Source organism: Nocardia sp. alder85J, from assembly GCF_020176955.2.
Classification (GTDB): Bacteria; Actinomycetota; Actinomycetes; order Mycobacteriales; family Mycobacteriaceae; genus Nocardia.
On record NZ_JAIUCZ020000005.1, the window covers coordinates 658,271 to 676,323 of the forward strand.

An 18,053-nucleotide genomic window follows, 5' to 3' on the forward strand; every position below is an offset into this window, starting at 1 on the left:
TCACCTCGTCAGTCATTGCCGGCCTCCTCGACGGCGCGGCGCCAGGCGCGCGCCACCATCTGCGCGCCGAGGCGCTTGCGGTACTCGCCGGAGCCGTGCATGTCCGACGGCACCGAACGCAAGCCCGCCGTCGCACTGCGCCCGACCTCGTCGGCCTCGATCTCGGTGACCAACCGGCCCACCAGTTCCGCCTCGGTGGCGGTGGCCCGCTCGGTGGTCGGGGCCAGCCCGAACAGTCCGATGCCGCAGCGCTCCACCCGGGAGTCGGCGTCCAGCCGGACCGCCACCGTGGCCCCGGCGAGTGCGAAATCACCGCTGCGCCGGGCGAATTCCTCGATCGCGAAGCCCGATCGGCCGTGCCACACCGGGAAGACGATGCCGGTCAGCAGTTCGTCGGGTTCCAGTGCGGTGCTCCACATCCCGGTGAAGAAGTCACGCGCGGCGATGGTGCGCCGTCCGCGCGGCGACAGCGCCTCCAACTGCGCGTCGAGAGTCAGTGCCACCGCGGGATATTCGGCCGCGGCGTCGGCGTGCGCGATGGAACCACCGATGGTGCCGCGGTTGCGGATCTGGAAGTGCCCGATGTGCGGGGTGGCCCTCGCCAGCAACGGCACCGCGCGGCGGATCTCCTCGGAGCGGCCGACGGTGGCGTGGGTGGTGCCCGCGCCGACCCACACCGAGTCGCCGCGCGCCTGGATGCCACGCAGTTCGCCCACCCGGCGCAGGTCCACCAGATGCTCGAAGACCGCCAGCCGCAACGACAGCATCGGCACCAGGCTCTGCCCGCCGGCGATGGCCTTGGCCTCGTCGCCCAGTTCGGCGAGCAGTGCCACGGCCTCCTCGGCGGTGGCCGGCGAATGATATTCGAATGCAGCCGGTTTCACGAGTGTGCCTTTCCACGAGCGGCGTCGATCAGCCCGACGATGGTCGCCGGCGACAACGGCAGCGCGCTGATCTCGACGCCGAACGGCGCCAGCGCGTCGGCGACCGCGTTGATCACCGCCGGGGCCGAGCCGATCGCACCGCCCTCGCCGACGCCCTTGAAACCGCCGGGACCCGCGCTGTGCGACTCGACGTGCACCACCTCGATGGTCGGCGCCTCGGTGGCGGTCGGCAGCAGGTAGTCCATGAACGTGGTGGCGATCGGATTGCCGTCGTCGTCGTAGGCCTGCGATTCGTACAGCGCGCCGCCGATGCCCTGGACGGTGCCGCCGTAGATCTGGCCCTCCACCACGTTCGGGTTGATCATCGGGCCGACGTCCTCGCCGACGATGTAGCGCAGCAGCGTCACCCGCCCGGTCTCGATGTCGACCTCGCAGGTGCAGATGTGGGTGGCATTGGCCCAGATCATCGGCGCGGCGGCCTTGTAGCGGCCGCTGGCCTCCAGCCCGGCCGGAATGCCCGGCGGCAGCGCGTCCGGCTGGAAGTACGCGATCTCGGCGATCTCGTGCAGCGTCAGCGCGACCTCCGGGACGCCGCGCACGGTCGCCCGGCCGTCGGCGAACTCGATGTCCTCGGCCGGATTGCCCAGCTTGTGCGCGGCGATCGCGATGATCCGCGCCCGCAGGGCCGCGGCGGTTTCCGCGATCGCGCCGGCGGTCACCGAGGCCGAGCGGCTGCCGCCGGTGCCGCCGCCGAACGGGGTGACCGCGGTATCGCCCTGGATGGTGTGCACGTCCTCGACGCGCACGCCGAGCGCGTCGGCGGTCAGCTGGACGACCGTGGTCTCCAGGCTGTTGCCGGCCGACCCGCCGGCGACGTAGACGTTGACCACGCCGGAGGGCTCGATCCGGATGGTGCCGCCCTCGGTGGCGTAGAAGGGGGTCGATCCGGCGGTCGGCTCCACATAGGTGCAGCTGCCGACGCCGAGGTAGCGGCCCTGGGCGCGGGCCGCGGCCTGCTCCTCGCGGAACGCCTCGTAGCCGAGCGCCCCGACCGCCTTCTCGAAGGTCTCCAGCGGCGTCATGTCGCTGTACGGCATCCCGCTGGGGTTCACCATCGGCAGTTCGTCCTGGCGGATCATGTTGCGCCGCCGCAGTTCCACCGGATCGATGCCGATCTGCCGGGCCGCGGTGTCCATCAGCACCTCGCGGGCGACCGACTCGAACTGCCACGGCCCGCGGTAGGCCACCCGGCCGACGGTGTTGGTGTACACCAGCTTCAGGTCGAAGGTGGCCACCGGCACCCGGTACGGCCCGGTGAACAGCATGCCGACCGGGAAGGCCGCGGTCAGCGGCGACGGGATCGGGTAGGCGCCGACGTTCTGGAGATAGTCGATGGCGCCGAACAGGATTCGCCCGTCGGCGTCGAAGGCCATCTCGGCGATCCCGGATTCGTGCCGGGCGGAGCCGGCCGCGATCAGGTTCTCCTGGCGGTCCTCGATCCACTTCAGCGAGGCCCGCAGCTTCCGGGCGGCGAGCATGACCGCGACGTCCTCGCGGCCGGGCACCACCTTCTGCCCGAAGCCGCCGCCGGTGTCGCGGGCGACCACGCGCACCTGATGTTCCGGGATGCCCAGCAGCCGGGCGCAGAAGGCCCGCATGCCGTGCGGGGACTGGGTGGAGGCCCAGATGGTCATCTCGCCGGTCGGCGCCGACCATTCCGCGATCAGGCCCCGGGTCTCCATCGGCACCGGCACGTAGCCCTGCTGGAAGATGTGCTGCCGCACCACATGTGCGGCCTTGTCGTAGATCTGCTGCCGCTGCTCGGCCGGCATGCCGGGGATCAGGGCCGCGAGGTTGGCGGGGATGTCGGGGTGGACCTGTTCCGGGTTCTCCGCCGCGGTGGTGTAGTCGACGATCGGCGGCAGCGGGTCGTAGTCGACCACGACCAGTTCGGCCGCGTCCTCGGCCACGTACCGGTCGACGGCGACGATCAGCGCCACCGGATCACCGACGAACCGCACCTCGCCCTCGGCCAGTGGCGGCCGCGGCACCGGCGGCATCCCGGGCAGGTCCAGCGCGTAGACCAGTTCGCGCACTTCGGGATTCAGGTCCGCGGCGGTGTAGACCGCGCGCACGCCCTCCAGCGCCAGCGCCTCGGACACGTCGATGTCCAGGATCCGCGCCCGCGCCAGCGGGCTGCGGACGAAATGCACATGGGCCATGCCCGGCCGGACGATGTCGTCGACGTACTCGCCCGCGCCGGTCACCAACCGCAGGTCCTCGATGCGCGGTATCCGCGCGCCGACGACACCCGCTGTGGCCGTTCCGGTCGTCATGGTTCTCCGTTCACTTCTGGTACCGGTGGGAACCGGGCGCACGCCGGTCACCGTCGGTGGTGGGTCGCACGGCGAGCGGGAGCGGGGGAGTACGAGTTGCGCGGACGGCCGGTCGACGGCCGCTCGCCGATGCTGTACACCTGTCTAACACTGCCCTCTGACCTCTGTCAATACCTGCTATGCCGTATTTGAAAACGGAGATCTTGATTGACGAAAACTCCGTTCTCATACAGCATCACCCACTGATGCGCGCTCCGGCGTCGAATCCCCACAACGCCATCGTCATCAGGAGGTTCACACAGATCATCGCCGTGATCCCGGCCCGCATCGCGCGCCCGGCCGCCACCCCGACGCCCTCCGGCCCACCGCTGGAGTAGTAGCCGTAGTAGCACTGGATCGTTGTCGTGATGATCACGAAGACAACGGCTTTCACCAGTGAGTAGAGAACGTCCGTGCCGCTGAGCACCATTCGGAAGTAGTGGTCGTAGGTGCCCGGCGACTGGCTGCCCGCCAGCCCGATGGTGAACTGCACCGCAACGAAATTCACCACCAGGCAGACGATGTACAGCGGCACGATGGCCACCACCGAGGCCATCAGCCGGGTGGTCACCAGATACGGGATCGAGCGGATCGCCAGCGTCTCCATGGCGTCGATCTCCTCGGCGATCCGCATGGCGCCCAGCTGCGCGGTGAAGCGGCAGCCCGCCTGCGCCGCGAACGCGATCGAGGCCATGATCGGCGCCAGCTCCCGGGTGGAGGCAGTGGCGGAGATCAGCCCGGTGGCCGGGCCGATGCCGAGCAGCTTCAGCGCGCTGTAGCCCTCGATGCCGACCAGCGCCCCGGCGCTGCCGCCGAGCACGATGATGATGCCGGCGGTGCCACCGCCGACGATCAGCGAGCCGTTGCCCCAGGTGACCACCGAGATCAGCCGCAGCAGTTCCTTGCGGTAGTGGCGCAGCACGATCGGCACCGAGCCGACCGCGCGCAGGAAGAACAAGGCCATGTGGCCCAGCCGCATGAAGACCTTCGCCGGTGGATCCGCCGCGCGGACCACGCTCCCCAGCGACAGCGGGTAATACGGTGCGGCCATCAGAGCGCCGCCCGCGGGAACAGCATGGTGTAGATCTCGGTGAAACCGACGTTCACCAGCATCAGCAGCACGATCGAGGCCACCACCGTGGCGTTCACCGAATCGGCCACGCCACCGGGACCGCCCTTGGTGGACAAGCCCTTCTGGCACGCCACGATCGTCACGATCAGCCCGAACACCACGGCCTTGACCACCGCCAGGTACATGTCGCCGATGGTGGCGAAGGAGGAGAAGGTCGCCACGAAACTGCCCGGCGTCCCACCCTGGATGTAGACGTTGAACAGGTAGCCGGCGAGGAAGCCGACGAAGGCCGACAGCCCGGTCAGGCCCACCGCGACCACGATGCCCGCGGCCACCCGCGGCACCACCAGCCGGCGCATCACCGGCACGCCCATGACCTCCATGGCGTCGATCTCCTCGCGGATGGTCCGCGAGCCGAGATCGGCGCAGATCGCCGAGCCGACGGCCGCCGCCAGCAGCATCGCCGTGACCACCGGGGCGGCCTGGCGGATCACCGCGAGGCCGCTGGCCGCGCCGGCCAGCGAGGTCGCGCCCACCTGCCCGGCCAGCAGGCCGAACTGGATGGACAGCGTGGCGCTGATCGGCAGCGCCACCGCGATCGTCGGCAGATACGACGTCTTGATCATGAACGCCGCCTGCAACACGAATTCCCGGAAGGCGAACTTCCCGGTCACCATGTCGAGGAAAAGGTATTGAAACGCCCGCACGCCCATCACGAACTGCGCGCCGACGGTCTCCAGCGAGGCGATCGGATGCCGTCGCAGATAACCCCGGGCCCATTGCTTGATCGCATCGATCGGCGCCGGCGCGGCCGGTCGATCGATCACCAACTCACCAGCAGTCACGTCAGACCATTTCCACCTTGGCGGCCAGCCACTTACCGCCGACCCGCTGCATCGTCATGAGGATGCGGCTGCGATCGATACGGGGATCGGGGCTGGCGGAATTGGTGACCTCCTGGTCCACGAACAGCATGACCACGACCTGGTTCTCGGACGCGGACAGGATGCTGGCGTTCACGACCCGGCCCTTGCTCACGGCCTTGTTCTGCACCAGCAGCGCCTTCAGCTGGGTGCTGGACTGGGAGTACATGTCCTTGAAATCGCCGGTGGCGCCGTTCAGGACGTCGGTGAAGTTCTCGTCGATGTGCTGGGCGTCGATACTGGTCAGGGTGACGGCATAGGTCTGCGCGGTGGCCTCCGCGCCCCGCGCCGCGTCGTCCACCCGGTTCCGGTCGTGCAGCTTCCAGCCGAAGACCACCGCGAACACCGTCGCCACGATCAGCAGCACCGCCAGCGCCGCCACCCCGCCGCGCAGCAGCCGGCGCGATCGGCCCGTTCCGGCCCGATCCGATCCGGCCGCCGGTGTCGCATCGACCGGCGGCTGCGGATCGGCGACCGGTGTCGCGGCGGCCACCGGTGTCGCGTCGACCGGCGTGTCCCGATCGGTGACCGAATCGGCCTCGGGCACAGCGGTCTTCGTGGTGACGGCCGCGCCGCCGTCACCCCCGGCCGTGACATCCGCCTCGACCGTATCCGTGACACCTTGTCCCGCAAGCGTTTCCGGCGAGCTCCCGGTGTCTTCCTCCAGCACCGTCCCCGGTGTTGTCTTCTTCATCGAAGTCCTCCCTGCACAGGTGTTCGGAAGTACGGGCTATCTGGGCACATACGGGCCGCCGTACGGCAGCGGGATCGACTGCCGTTCCACCGGAGCGGGATCGGAGGTCGCGAGCGGATCCGCACCCGGCGGCGGATTGAGCGTGTCGTCGCCCGGCGGCCGGGGCGCGTTGCGGGCGCCGCGCGGCAGCAGGGTCGGATCGGGATCGCGGCAGTCGGCGTAGAGATACGGCTCGGGGAAATTCGGCACGCTCATCGGCAACCGCGGGGTGTCGTAGTCGCACTGCTTGCGCGGGTAGATGCTCGCCAGCGCCCAGGCGTAGCCGTCGTGGAAGGCGTCGGCCACCCGGTCCGCGGTCGACCCGTTGCGCTGCGTCGGGAAGAACACCTCGCTCAGCGCCGGTATGTGCACATACGACATCTGGGCGATGGTGGTGAGGCTGCCCAGCAGCTGGACCATCGTGGGCGAGTTCTCGGCGATGATCCGGTCCATCGTCTGCAACATCGGCGGGGTGAGGCCGACCAGGGTGGTGTAGCCACCGCTCATCTTCTCCACCCCGGTCAGGGTGCGGTCCAGCTCGGCCGCGGTGGCCCGCAGGCCGGGGGCCAGATCGCGGACGGTGCCGAGCACCACCCGGCTGTTGCGCAACAGATCGGTGGTCTGCGGCAGCACCCCACCGAGGGTGTCGATGAGGAAGACGCCGCCGTTGACGATCGCCGTCAGCTTCTCCGGCCCGGCCGAACTCACCCCGAGTTCCTGCACGATCGCGTGCAGCTTGTTCGGATCGAGCTGTTCGATGGTGCCGTTGAGGTCACCGAGCAACTGCGCCAGCGTGACCGGCGTGGTGGTCCGGTCGGTGCCGATCACCGCGCCGTCGGCCAGGTAGGGGCCGGTGGCGGTGGTCGGCACGAAGTCCAGGTACTGCTCGCCGGCCGCCGACAGGCCGATCACCCGCGCGTCGCTGTCGGCCGGGATGCGCACGTCGCCGTCGATCGTCGCGACCGCGGTCACGCCGCCGTCGCCGAGGTCCACCGACGACACCCGGCCCACCCGGACCCCGCGCACGGTCACGTCGCGATCGGCCAGCAGGCCACCGGAATCCTTCAGCAGCACCCGGACCCGATAGGTGGAGTGCAGCGGATTCACCTGCAACGACCCGAACATCAGGTACGACGCGCCGAGCACCAGCACCACCAGCAGCGCGACCAGCGAGACCACCAGCCGCTGCCGGCTCAGGTAGCCGATCGTGCCGACGATCACGCCGGCCACCGGTGCCAGCACGGAATCCCTTGCGGGCATTGCATTCTCGCTCATCGGCCCGGTCCGATCACACGATCGTGCAGGCGGCCCAGGGTGTAGGCCAGCGAGCCGACGAAATTGGCCCAGTCGGTCTGATCCGGCACCCGGGCCTCCGGCGTGCCGGGGAAGTTGGGATCGGGTCCGGCGCCGACGGCGAGCTGGATGATGTCGGCGTCCGCCGAGGCGCCGGTGCTGTTGCCCACCTTGGCGCCCACGATGGCGAAGGTCTGGTTCAGCGAATCCAGGTTGGCCCGGGGGTCGTTCGCGGCGGTGTTCATGCCCGCGGCCAGATTGTTCAGATCGGTGATGATGCTGCGCTTCCCGGTGCCGTTGATCGACGGGAACTTCTCCAGCAGCGCCGAGATCCGGCTCAGCCGGCCCACCAGATCGACGATGTTCCGGGTGTTCGAGCCGATGGCGTCCAGCGCCGGACCGGCGGCCGCGACCGCGTCGTTGAGGGTGGACTGCTGACCGGCCACGGTGTCGGTGAGCGCGGCGGCGTCGTGCACCGCCGTGCGGATCTGATCCGAGCGCGCCGCCAGTTTCCGGACCAGATCGGTGGTCTGGGCGATGAGGTCGCCGAGGCGGTCGCCGCGACCGTCGAGTTCGGTGCCGGCACCGTTGATCACCTTGGTCAGATCGCGGATCACACCGCCGTTGACCAGCAGCGCCGCCCGGGTCAGCACCTCCTCGATGGTGGCGGCCGCCGCGGTCGCGGACTGCGGGATGCTGTCCCCGTCGTGCAGCACCGGGCCGCCCGTCACGGCCTGATCCGGCGGGGTGAGCGCGATGAACACGTCACCGAGCGGGGTCGCCGAACGCAGCTCCGCGGTGGTGCCGACCGGCAGCGACACCTCCGACCGGACCCGCACGGTGACCACCGCCGCGTAGTCGCGGGCCCGCATCGACTCGACCTGGCCGACATCGGCGCCGTTCACCTTCACCGGCGCCTTGGCCGGCAGGTTGAGCGCGTTGGCGAAGGTGGCGGTCAGCCGGTAGCTGTGCCCGATCGACGGCGCCGGCAGCGGCACCTGGTCCAGACCACCCGCGGAGCAGCCCGCGGCGGCCAGCGCCAGCACCGGCACCGCCAGCACGGCGGCCCGCCACGCGCCCGATCTCGTTGTCTCCAGCCTCATTTCGGCAACCCCGCGATTCCGGCCAGCATGGCCACCACTCCGAAGTCGGGGCCCATGTCCGACATCTTGCCGGTGTTGCAACCCAGCTGTTTCATGTCCAGCAGGTTGCACACCTCCTTGACCATCTGGCCGTCGAACAGCACCTTGTCCGCGTTGATGTGCACCCGGCCGACCTTGAGATCGGGATCCATGACGGCATAGGCGTTGTCGACCACCAGCGGGAACAGATCCATGTACTCGGCGATGTTGCGCTGGTAGTCCGCCAGGCTCTGCATCATCACGTTCGCGTTGCCCAGCGTCCCGTTCAGGCTGCCCCGATTGCGCTGCATGAGATCGGCCGCGGTGCCGAGGATCTGGTTCAGCTTGGCGCCGGTGTCCCCGCTGCCCAGCTGCTGATCGGCCAGCAGATCGCTCAATTGGTGTACCCCGGAACCGAAATCGCGGATCTGCTGATCGTTGGCCGCGGCCGCGGTGGTCAGCGAGTCCAGATCGGTGACGATCTTCGTGACCGCGTCCTTGGTGGCCACGCCTTGGTCGCTGCCGGTCCGCAGCGCGGCGGCGAGCTGGTCGAGCGCGCTCTTGATGTCGTCGCCGTGTACCGCGGTCGCGGCGCCGACGTCGACCAGACCGGCGATCGGCCCGTGCCCGGCGCCGTCCCCGGCCAGCGATTTCGACAACTTGTCGGCCATCGCCAGCACGCTGTCGAATTCGATCGGCGTGCGGGTGTGCTTCGGGTCGAGGACCGCGTGGTCACGCAGCGTCGGACCGCCGTGATAGGCGGGGGTCAGCTCCACGTGCCGGTCGGTGAGCACCGAATCCGACACCGTCACCGCGGTCACGTCGGCCGGTACCGGGGTCGAGCTCTGGATGCTCATCCTGACCTCGACGTAGGCGCCGCGCTGGGTGATGGAGTCGACCTTGCCGATCTTCATCCCCAGCACGTCGACCGAGTTGCCCGCGTACAGTCCCGCGGCGCTGTCGAATTGGGCGGTCACCCGCACGGTGCCGCTGCCGCCGAACGGCCCGGCTGCGGCGCCGGCCACCACGACGACCGCGATGAGCAGCAGCGACAGCACGATGCGGCGGGTCAGTCGGCTCATTTGCAGTCCTTGTCGTACGGGGCGATGTTCACCTGCGGGGCCCGGCCGGCCAGCGCGCACATCCACGAGTCGAGGAAGGCGCCGTAGGGGGCGTTGGCGTCGAGTTCCACGCTGCTGCCGGTGAGGTTCGCCCAGGAGCGCCACGGCACCGGGAGGATCTGCAGGATGTTGCGCAGCAGGTCGTCGTGCCGGCTGAGCATCCCGGTCATCTCGTTCAGGTTGTCGATCAGGCCCTGGACCTCGGACCGGTCGTCGACCACGATCGGCTTCAGCGAATCGACCAGATGGCTGGTGGCGGCGATCATCGACTCGATCGCCTGCCGCCGGGCCTGCACCTCCTGCAACAGGGCGCGGCCCTGGGTGACCAGGGCGCCGATGTTCGCCTGCTGGGACTTCACCAGTTCGGTGAGCTTGGCGGTGCTGGTGATCAGCGCGCCGAGCTGGTCGCGACGCTCGGCGATCACCGCGGACAGCGTGTGGATGTTCGCCATCACGGAGGGGACCAGTTGCGGCAACCCGTCGAGCTGGCCGGACAGATCGGTCAGCGCGTGGCCCACCTGATCGGCGTCGACCTGGTCGAAGGTGCGGGTCACATCGGTCAGCGCCGATTGCAGATCGTAGGGAACGCTGGTGTGCGCCAGCGGGATTCGCGGCGCCGAACCCGGGCCGCGCGGGCTGAGCTCGACGTACCGGTTGCCCAGCAGCGTGGTCAGCTTGATCGCGGCGGCGGTGCCGGCGCCCAGCGCGACATCGTGATGGATGCTCAGCGTCACCGTCACGTGGTCGCCGGCGAGCCGGATCCCGGCCACATGCCCGACCGGCACGCCGGCCACGGTCACCTGGTCACCGGCGCCGAGCTGCGCGGCCTGCGCGAAATCCGCCTCGATCCGGCGGTCGCCGATGTTCAGCGAATTGACCGCCAGCGCGGCCACGATCACCACCACCAGGATCGCGATGGCCGCGACCCCCAGCCACGCTTTCGGGTACTCCTCGAGCTTCTTACCCCGTAAACCCTTCAGGTTCTGTCCGATTCGCATGGGGTCACCGACACTTCGAGGTGTGCTGGGCGACCCCACCCGGAGTGATGCCGTCGACGACCTCCGGGATCAGCGGCCCCAGGCCGGGGGTCAGCGACAGTTGCACGTCACAGGCGTAGGCCTCGACGTAGGCGCCGTCCTGGGTCATCCGGGCCATGCCCTTCAACAACATCGGCAAGTTGTCCCCCATGTACTCGAACTTGTCCTTGTTGTCGATGAAGTGCCGGGTGAAACCCGGATCGCGATTGATGAACTCGCCCAGGGCGGGCCGATCGGCGGCGATGATCTCCGAGGCGCGACCGACCACCCGGGCGATCTGGTCCACCCCGTCGAACAGCGCCTGGCGATTGGCGTCCAGTCCCTCGAACAGCGTGCGGGTCTGCTGGATCACGGTGGTCAGGCTGCCGCTCTGCTTCGCGAGGTTGTCCACGATGGTGGTCAGATTGGTGATCACCTGGCCCAGCACCTCGTCGGGTCCGGCGAAAGTCTGTGCCAGCTGGGTGGTTTCGGCGATCAGCGTGGTGATCGCGCCGTTGTCCCCCTGCAACGCCTTGATCAGGGCGCCGCTGATGTTGTCCACGGCGTCGCGGTCCAGGGTGCCGAACAGCGGCTCGAAACCGTTGAGCAGCTTGGAGATGTCGAAGGACGGTTCGGTGCGCTCGATCGGGATCAGCGCCCCCGAGCGCAGGGCGCCGAGATCACCCTTGCCGCTGCGCGCGATACCGAGATAACGCTGCCCGATCAGGTTCTGGTAGGTCACCGCGACCGTGCTGTCGCCGTAGAGCACCTGATCGCTCTGCACCCGGAAGCCGACCCGGGCGGTGGCGCCGGTGAGGCCGATCGACTCGACCCGCCCGACCCGCACCCCGGCCACGCGCACGTCGTCGCCGACCCGCAGCCCCGAGACGTCGGTGAACAGGGCCGAATACTTCGTGGTGCTACCCGCGACCCCGCGTTCCAGCGTGACCACCACGGTCCAGCTCAGCACCGCCGAGACCACCAGGAAGATCACCAGCACCAGCAACGAGCGGCGATAACTCATCGCTCACCTCCGTTCGGATCCGGCGCGACCGCGACGGTCGTGCCCCGGGCCAGCGGGCCGAACAGCAGGTCCGAGGCCGCATTCGGCGGGCCGCCGAGGATGCCGGCGATCTGCTGCTGTTCCTGCGGGCTGCCGACCGGGCCGATGTCGGGCCCCAGCCCCGCCGGCGGCTGGAAGCCGCGTGGGTCCACGCTGCCCGCGGTGGCCTCGGCGCTGGTCGGGCCGGTGACACAGCTGGGGCCGGCGAGATCGCCGTAGCGCGGGCAGTCGGCCCGGGTGTACTGCCGGTTCGGGGTCAGCTGCACGATCACCTTGGCGGTGATCCGCTGGGTGTCGGGATTCCACACGCTGACGAAGTTCCTGGTCAGCCGCGACACCGAGACGGTGATCTGCGGGAAGGTGGCGGCGCCGTCGCCGAGGACGTCGAGCACCGGGCCCATGTGGGTGGTCACGTTGATGATCTGGTCCACCCGGCGGTCCAGCGCGCCCTCGACCGTGCCGGTGGTGTGCAGCCCGCCGGTCAGCAGCGCGGTGAGTTGCTCGCGCTGCTGCGCGATGGTCAGCATCGGCACCACCGAGTGGTGCAGGGCGTCGAGCAGTTCCGGTGCCGCCGTTTGCAATTCACGCAACGAGGCGGACAGGGCGTCGAGGGTGGTGGGCGCGTCGGACACCGAGACCACCGAGCGCAGCGCCTCGACGATCTGCCGCAACTGCGCCCCGGCGTCGCCGAGCGCGGCGCCACGGCCGTCGGTCGCCGTCGCCAGTGTCGCCAGCATGCCGACCGCCCGATCGGTGCCCTGCCGGCCGACCGCGGCGACGATCTGCCGCAGCTGGTCCAGCGAGGTCTGCAACCGGACGGTGGCCAGGCTGCGATCCTGCGCGATCCGGGTGCCCGAGCTCAGCGACGGCGCGGAACCGTTGTCCAGCAACTGGATCGACGGCACCGCGAACACATTGCTCGGCACCACCCGGGCGGTGACCGTCCCGGGTATGTGCCGCGCGTACTCGGGGCCGAGCCGGATGTGCACCTCGTTCATCCCGGCCTGCGCGGCCGCGGTGACCTCGGTGACGAATCCGACCCGGACGCCCTCGTACTTCACATCGGATTTCGGTGGCAGGCCGTCGCCCACATTCGCCATGACGGCGACGACGGTCACGGACTTGCGAAATACCCCTCGCGAATTCGCGATCATCGCCGTCGCGGCGACGGCCGCGATGACGACGAAGCAGATCCCCGTCAGCAGCAACCTCGCCGCGGACGGCCCGCGGCCGTCGGGTTCGAACATGGTCGACACGTACTACCTACCTCGCTGGCTACCTACCACTACGGCGCCGGATCCGGTTGTGGCGCCGCCCGATTCGGCCTAGTGGGCCGGGCCCGGCGTGAACCGGATGTGCAGATCGGTGAGACCGCGCAGGATGAAGGTCGGCTCGAAGTTGTAGCGCCGCGCGTCGGCCGGGCCGTGCTTGTCCTCGTCGATGGTGATGTCGAGCATCCGGTCGAGGATGCGCTCGAGCGACACCCGGCCCTCGACCCGCGCCAGCGGGCTGCCGGGGCAGGTGTGCGGGCCGCGGCCGAAGGCGATGTGCTCCCGGAAGTTCCGGCGATCGATGCGGAACTCGTGCGGGTTCTCGAACCGCTCGGGATCGCGGTTGGCCGCTCCCGGCAGCACCATGACCAGCGAACCGGCCGGCACCGGGGTGTCACCGATGGTGGTGGTGCGCTTGGCCAGCCGGAAGCTGCTCTTGACCGGCGCGTGCAGCCGCAGCGTCTCCTCGACGAAGGCCGGGATGAGGCTGCGGTCCGCGCGCAGGGCCTGCTGGATCTCGGGCTGGTCGCCGAACACCCGCAGCGAGGCGGCGAGCAGTTTGGCGGTGGTCTCCTGACCGGCGCCGAACACGAAGGTGGCGGTGCGGACCACGTCGACCACCTCGGGGGTGCTGCCGTCGGGGTACTTGGCCAGGGCCAGCTGGGTCAGCACGTCGTCGCGCGGGTCGGCGCGGCGGTCGCTGATGTAGGCGGAGAACTTCTCGTCCAGGAATTCCAGCGGGTTGGCCGAGACGTGCTCCTTGTCGAGCGCGCCGATCCGGGCGCCGGGGCGATCCGCGCCGAGCACCGTGCGGAACTCGTCGTGATCCTCCTCCGGCACACCGAGCAGGTCGGCGATCACCAAGAGCGAGAACGGCTTCGCGTATTCGGCCACGAACTCGGCACTGCCCGCGGCGACGAACTCGTCCAGCTGGCGGTCGGCCAGCCGCCACATGAATTCCTCGTTCTCCTTCAACCGCGCCGGGGTCAGCAGCCGGCTCAGCAGCGAACGGGCATGGGTGTGGTCCGGCGGATCCATGGTCACCATGTGCTCGTACATCGGCAGTTCGGTGCGATGTTCGGCGATCTGGTCGGTGATGTCGTCACCGACCGGCTGGAACGGCAGCGGCGGGAAGGGGCCGCCGACCGCGATGCACGATGAGAAATTCCCGTCCGCATCCCGCAGCACCTTGTCGGCTTCCTCGTATCCGGTGACCGCGAGCACCCCGTAGTTCGGCTCACGAACAATCGGGTGCTTGGCCCGGAGATAGTCGTAGTACGGATACGGATCCGGTACCAGCGCGGGATCGGTGAAATAATCGACCGTGTCGAAGTCGGTCATGAAAGGCTCCTGGATCTGGTCATCGGGAAAAAGGACGACTCGAGCGACGACCGGCATTGATACCGGCCGCTCGCAAAACTCTCCGGTAGTACACCGGCGGATGTGTTCAGCGGTGACGAATTCGGTCCGCGAACCGTTCGGCAGCTGAGCTCACGGCCCGGCGGCGACTTTCTCCCGATTGGCTTCCGCGAAGATTGTGCCGACCGTCACATGCCCGAGTCAATAGCTCCCGCAAAGGTATTCATTGGTGTTTCTGAATGGATCATCAGGTACGGAGAAATGCGTCTGCTGCGCCGTGCACAGCAGGCGTGGAAAAAGCAGCGGCCGACTCCGCGCGGCCATCCGCGTATTATGTTCACCTATTCTTTCCGCCGATCGGATATCCGATCAGAAACACCACCCCCCACTGTCGGCATTCGATTGTGGATACCGACCGGCGGCCGGACGTGATTCCGATCCGGTCAGCCCGCATCGGTGTGCGAGCCGGCCGGATCCGAGAACGCCGCACCGGGACGGTAGTCCGCGCGGCGGCGCAACGGCGCCGTGACGGCGGGGTCCAGATAGAAGGGTTCCTCCTGCCCGGGGGCCGGGCGGCGGGTCAGCGCGGCCGCCGCGGCGACCTCGTTGTTGGAGGTCAGCCGTCCGATGACGCGCTCCAGCGTCGGCAGGATCTCGCCGATCTCGATGGTCCGCTCGGTGAACCGGGCGATCAACGCGTAGATCATGTTGGTCAGCACCAGGCCCACGTCCGCGACGTACTCCGGATCGGCCCCGCCGAAGATCTGCCCGGCCACCGGGATCACGGCGTCGAAGCCCTGGGCGTCCAGTCGCGTCCCGCCCGGACCGGACCGGGCGCGATGGAATGCCTCCAGCATTCCCGGATTGCGCTCCCAGGGCTGAAAGACGTTGCGCAGCACCCGCATCAGGCCCTCGTACACCGTCTCCTCGGGTGCCGGGGCCGTCAGGTCCGGATACGCGTTGGTGGCCATCCACTCCGCGACCGCCGCGACGATCAACTCGTCGCGGGTCGGGAAGAGTTTGTAGACGGTGGCCAGCGAGGCCTGCGACAGCCGGGCAACCCGGCGCAACTGCACCGAGTCGTACCCCTCGGTCTGTAACAGCGTGAGCACTACCTCGATGATGCGATCCCTCGGATCGCGGCCAGCCGCCCTGCTCACGCCGAAACTGTAACACGGTTACTAGAGTAACCATGTTATCCATTCGCGTAAACCGTATTCTCTCCAGTGGGACATCCGGTTGGCCCGGCTTGCGTGAGGACCCTCAGGGAGCGAGCGAAGATGGCGACATACGTGCTGGTCCACGGCGGTGGACACGGCGGCTGGTGCTATCGGCGGGTGGCGCGCCGGTTACAGGCGGCGGGGCACGAGGTCTACACGCCGACCCTGTCCGGGCTCGGCGAGCGCTCCCATCAACTGCATGCCGGCATCGATCTGGCGACCCATGTCCAGGACGTGGTGTCGCTGTTGTTCCACGAGGATCTGCGCGACGTCGTCCTGGTCGGCCACAGCTACGGCGGCATGGTGATCACCGGCGCCGCCGACCGCGCCGCCGACCGGATCGGGCGGCTGGTGTTCCTCGACGCCGCCAACCCGGTGAACGGGCAGTCCCTGGTCGACGTCTCCGGTCCGATCATCGAGGCGGTGCGGCCGTTCGGGAAGGTCGTCGACGGCGTCGAACTGGTGCTGGTGCCGGAGTCCTCGGACGTGGCGTTGCTCTACGGCGTCACCGATCCCGCCGACCAGGCGTGGATGGCCGAGCGGCTGACCGGCCACCCGTGGAAGTGCTTCGAGCAGCGACTGGAGCTGCGCGACGAGGCGGCGCTGTGGGCCATCCCGCAGTACCACATCTGTTGTGCCGCCACGATTCCCACCCGCGACCCGGAGATGGTGGACAAGGCCCGCGCGGCCGGTCGGCTGTGGAGCATCGACACCGGCCACGACCTGATGATCACCGAACCGCAGGCGGTCGCCGACGCCCTGCTGGACGTCGCCGCCGACTAGATCGCGACGGAGCGGATCACGGACCGGCCACTCCCTGTAGCCGGTTCACCTGCTTCGTGGTGAGGTCGTGCAGAACGGCCGGCTCGATCGGCTTCGGCGCCGTATCGGCGATCTGGACGACGCTGGAGCCGACCACCGCCACCGTCGCCACCGAGTACAGCGTCATGCCCTGACTGGTGGTGCGGACCTGGAACGAGGCGGCGGCGTCACCGGCGGCGGGCTGGTCCAGCCCGCCGAGCAGATAGTGCACGGCGGTGCCGTCGGCATCGGTGCCGTCGTAGCGACCGCAGTCCCGCAGCAGCGACTGCACCACCGAGAATGCCTGCGCCGCACCGCCGTTCGGATAACTGGCGACATCGATGTCGATACTGTCGAATTCGGGGGTGGCGTAGTGCACCGCGCCGCGGGCCGACGCCCCCGGGACCTGATCGCCCACCGGGGCCAGAACTCTCGCGCAGGCCGCCGGTTCCGTCCGGGAATGGTCCTCGGGCACGGGGCCGTTGCCGGGCGTGCCGTCGTCGAGCCGGGTGAAGCCCGCGGGCAGATCACCGGCGGTGAGCAGTCGCGATTGCAGGGCGGCCGAGTCGGTGAGTCCGGGTGCGGCCGGTGGCGCGACGGTCGCCGCGGAACCCAGTGCGGGCAGCGTGTCGCCGTGCTTCGCGCCGCCACATCCGCCGAGCAGCATCACGGCCAGCGCGGTGGCGACGACAGCGCCTACCGGTCGCCACGCCGAACCCGGTCGTGCTGCCGAACCCGGTCGCACTGCCGAAGTCAGTTGCCCCATTGCACCTGGGTACTGATGTTCTGCGCCAGCGACACCGAGGTGCGCGGGTCGCGGTAGACCTGCCGGCCGCCGACGGTCACCGATCCCGACACCGGCAGTGGCAGGCCGAGATCCACGGTGATGGTGCCGGAGCCGTACATCAGGTAGTCGACGATATCCAGCGAACCGGCGCTGTTGGGCAGATTCCACACCGTCGAGATGGGCTTCTGCGTCACCTCCAGCTGGATGGTGAGCAGATTGCCGTCCCGGCGGGTCAGCGTCGCGGTGGTCACCTGATCCAGCGGGAAACCGCTGGACACCCGCTGCCGCACCTTCCATATCGCCCCCTCGCCGACCGGTTCGACGGGGAAGGCGATCGACTGGTAGACCGCCTGATAGAAGGCCTGCTCCAGCGCCGCGCGGGCGGCATCCGGGGTGGCCGGTTTCGGGGCCAGTCGCAGTGCGGTGATCGCGCCGGCGTCGCTGATCGCGAACGCGGCGTGCGAACCGTCCGCCGACTGCAACTGCTGGGCCAGCGCCGGATCCGGCGAGGTCGCGGTGCCGAGCGTCAGATCGACGCCGTCGCGGGAGACCTGGGCGGTGAGCGGGATGGTGACCGCGGGCGGGGAGAAGTCGCGCACCGCCTGATCGTTGAGCTGCTGCTCGATGTGGTGATCGGTGCGCAGCGTGACCTGCTGGGTCTGATCCGTGTCGTAGGCGGGATGCAGCACCGACCGCGGCTCGGCGCCGGGCTGGACCAGGGTGGTGATGGACGCCGAGATCGGTACGGTGACCTCTTTACCCAGACCGGACGGCTCCACCTCGGCATCGCGCTTCGCGTCGGCGGTACTGCACCCGGCGGCCCCCAGTCCGGCCAAGGCGACCGCAAGCACGAGTAGCAGCGCACTCGAGCGAGATGGCAACACCGTCACGCCCACAGCGTACGACCGGTTCCTGAAAAACAGCTGGGATGTCGACCGGCCGTGTCCGGTCGGCGGGCACGGCGGTGCCGACGCGGGCCATGGTCACGGCAGTGTCCGTGCGGCTATAGGGGAT

General features: G+C 69.1%; 16 protein-coding genes. 1 reads left to right on the forward strand and 15 read right to left on the reverse strand.

Annotated elements, in window-relative coordinates:
- Positions 1–8: 8 nt before the first annotated feature.
- The 13 genes from LBW94_RS22855 to LBW94_RS22915 all read right to left on the reverse strand — a co-directional run bounded on the left by LBW94_RS22855 (position 9) and on the right by LBW94_RS22915 (position 15,391).
- Positions 9–884: an FAD binding domain-containing protein gene (locus LBW94_RS22855; protein ID WP_225053164.1), complete on the reverse strand. Its 876-nt coding sequence runs from the start codon at positions 882–884 to the stop codon at positions 9–11.
- Entirely contained in the window at positions 881–3,220 is a 2,340-nt protein-coding gene (locus LBW94_RS22860; RefSeq protein WP_225053166.1) for a xanthine dehydrogenase family protein molybdopterin-binding subunit, read from the reverse strand. The genes LBW94_RS22855 and LBW94_RS22860 overlap by 4 nt, the downstream gene beginning before the upstream one ends.
- A gap of 235 nt (positions 3,221–3,455) precedes the next feature.
- Positions 3,456–4,310, reverse strand: a complete 855-nt coding sequence (locus tag LBW94_RS22865; RefSeq protein WP_225053168.1) for an ABC transporter permease — start codon at positions 4,308–4,310, stop codon at positions 3,456–3,458.
- On the reverse strand, positions 4,310–5,176 hold the full coding sequence (locus LBW94_RS22870; RefSeq protein ID WP_225053170.1) for an MlaE family ABC transporter permease: 867 nt from the start codon (positions 5,174–5,176) through the stop codon (positions 4,310–4,312). Before LBW94_RS22870 ends, LBW94_RS22865 begins: the two co-directional genes overlap by 1 nt.
- Before the next feature lies 1 nt (position 5,177).
- Complete coding sequence (locus LBW94_RS22875) at positions 5,178–5,948, reverse strand: hypothetical protein (RefSeq protein ID WP_225053171.1); 771 nt, start codon at positions 5,946–5,948, stop codon at positions 5,178–5,180.
- Between the two features lie 36 nt (positions 5,949–5,984).
- Positions 5,985–7,262 (reverse strand): MlaD family protein, encoded by a 1,278-nt coding sequence (locus LBW94_RS22880; RefSeq protein ID WP_225053173.1) that lies wholly within the window; start codon positions 7,260–7,262, stop codon positions 5,985–5,987.
- A complete protein-coding gene (locus tag LBW94_RS22885) occupies positions 7,259–8,383 on the reverse strand; it encodes an MlaD family protein (protein ID WP_225053175.1) in 1,125 nt (374 codons plus the stop codon). The genes LBW94_RS22880 and LBW94_RS22885 overlap by 4 nt, the downstream gene beginning before the upstream one ends.
- Positions 8,380–9,483: an MCE family protein gene (locus tag LBW94_RS22890; RefSeq protein ID WP_225053177.1), complete on the reverse strand. Its 1,104-nt coding sequence runs from the start codon at positions 9,481–9,483 to the stop codon at positions 8,380–8,382. The genes LBW94_RS22885 and LBW94_RS22890 overlap by 4 nt, the downstream gene beginning before the upstream one ends.
- Complete coding sequence (locus tag LBW94_RS22895; RefSeq protein ID WP_225053179.1) at positions 9,480–10,520, reverse strand: MCE family protein; 1,041 nt, start codon at positions 10,518–10,520, stop codon at positions 9,480–9,482. Before LBW94_RS22895 ends, LBW94_RS22890 begins: the two co-directional genes overlap by 4 nt.
- Before the next feature lie 4 nt (positions 10,521–10,524).
- Positions 10,525–11,562 (reverse strand): MCE family protein, encoded by a 1,038-nt coding sequence (locus LBW94_RS22900; RefSeq protein WP_225053180.1) that lies wholly within the window; start codon positions 11,560–11,562, stop codon positions 10,525–10,527.
- Positions 11,559–12,848, reverse strand: coding sequence for an MlaD family protein (locus LBW94_RS22905; protein WP_225053283.1), 1,290 nt, complete (start codon positions 12,846–12,848; stop codon positions 11,559–11,561). Before LBW94_RS22905 ends, LBW94_RS22900 begins: the two co-directional genes overlap by 4 nt.
- A 78-nt stretch (positions 12,849–12,926) precedes the next feature.
- Positions 12,927–14,213, reverse strand: a complete 1,287-nt coding sequence (locus LBW94_RS22910) for a cytochrome P450 (protein ID WP_225053182.1) — start codon at positions 14,211–14,213, stop codon at positions 12,927–12,929.
- Between the two features lie 461 nt (positions 14,214–14,674).
- Entirely contained in the window at positions 14,675–15,391 is a 717-nt protein-coding gene (locus LBW94_RS22915) for a TetR family transcriptional regulator (RefSeq protein WP_225053184.1), read from the reverse strand.
- A gap of 120 nt (positions 15,392–15,511) precedes the next feature.
- On the opposite strand from LBW94_RS22915, the gene LBW94_RS22920 reads away from it, so the two are divergent.
- The gene (locus tag LBW94_RS22920; protein WP_225053186.1) at positions 15,512–16,234 is read left to right on the forward strand and encodes an alpha/beta fold hydrolase; all 723 of its coding nucleotides are present in this window, start codon (positions 15,512–15,514) and stop codon (positions 16,232–16,234) included.
- A 16-nt stretch (positions 16,235–16,250) separates the two neighbouring features.
- Here the strand turns inward: LBW94_RS22920 and LBW94_RS22925 are convergent, their stop codons facing one another.
- The gene (locus LBW94_RS22925) at positions 16,251–17,018 is read right to left on the reverse strand and encodes a sensor domain-containing protein (RefSeq protein ID WP_225053188.1); all 768 of its coding nucleotides are present in this window, start codon (positions 17,016–17,018) and stop codon (positions 16,251–16,253) included.
- Positions 17,006–17,920: a hypothetical protein gene (locus LBW94_RS22930; RefSeq protein WP_255633562.1), complete on the reverse strand. Its 915-nt coding sequence runs from the start codon at positions 17,918–17,920 to the stop codon at positions 17,006–17,008. Before LBW94_RS22930 ends, LBW94_RS22925 begins: the two co-directional genes overlap by 13 nt.
- Positions 17,921–18,053 lie beyond the last annotated feature (133 nt).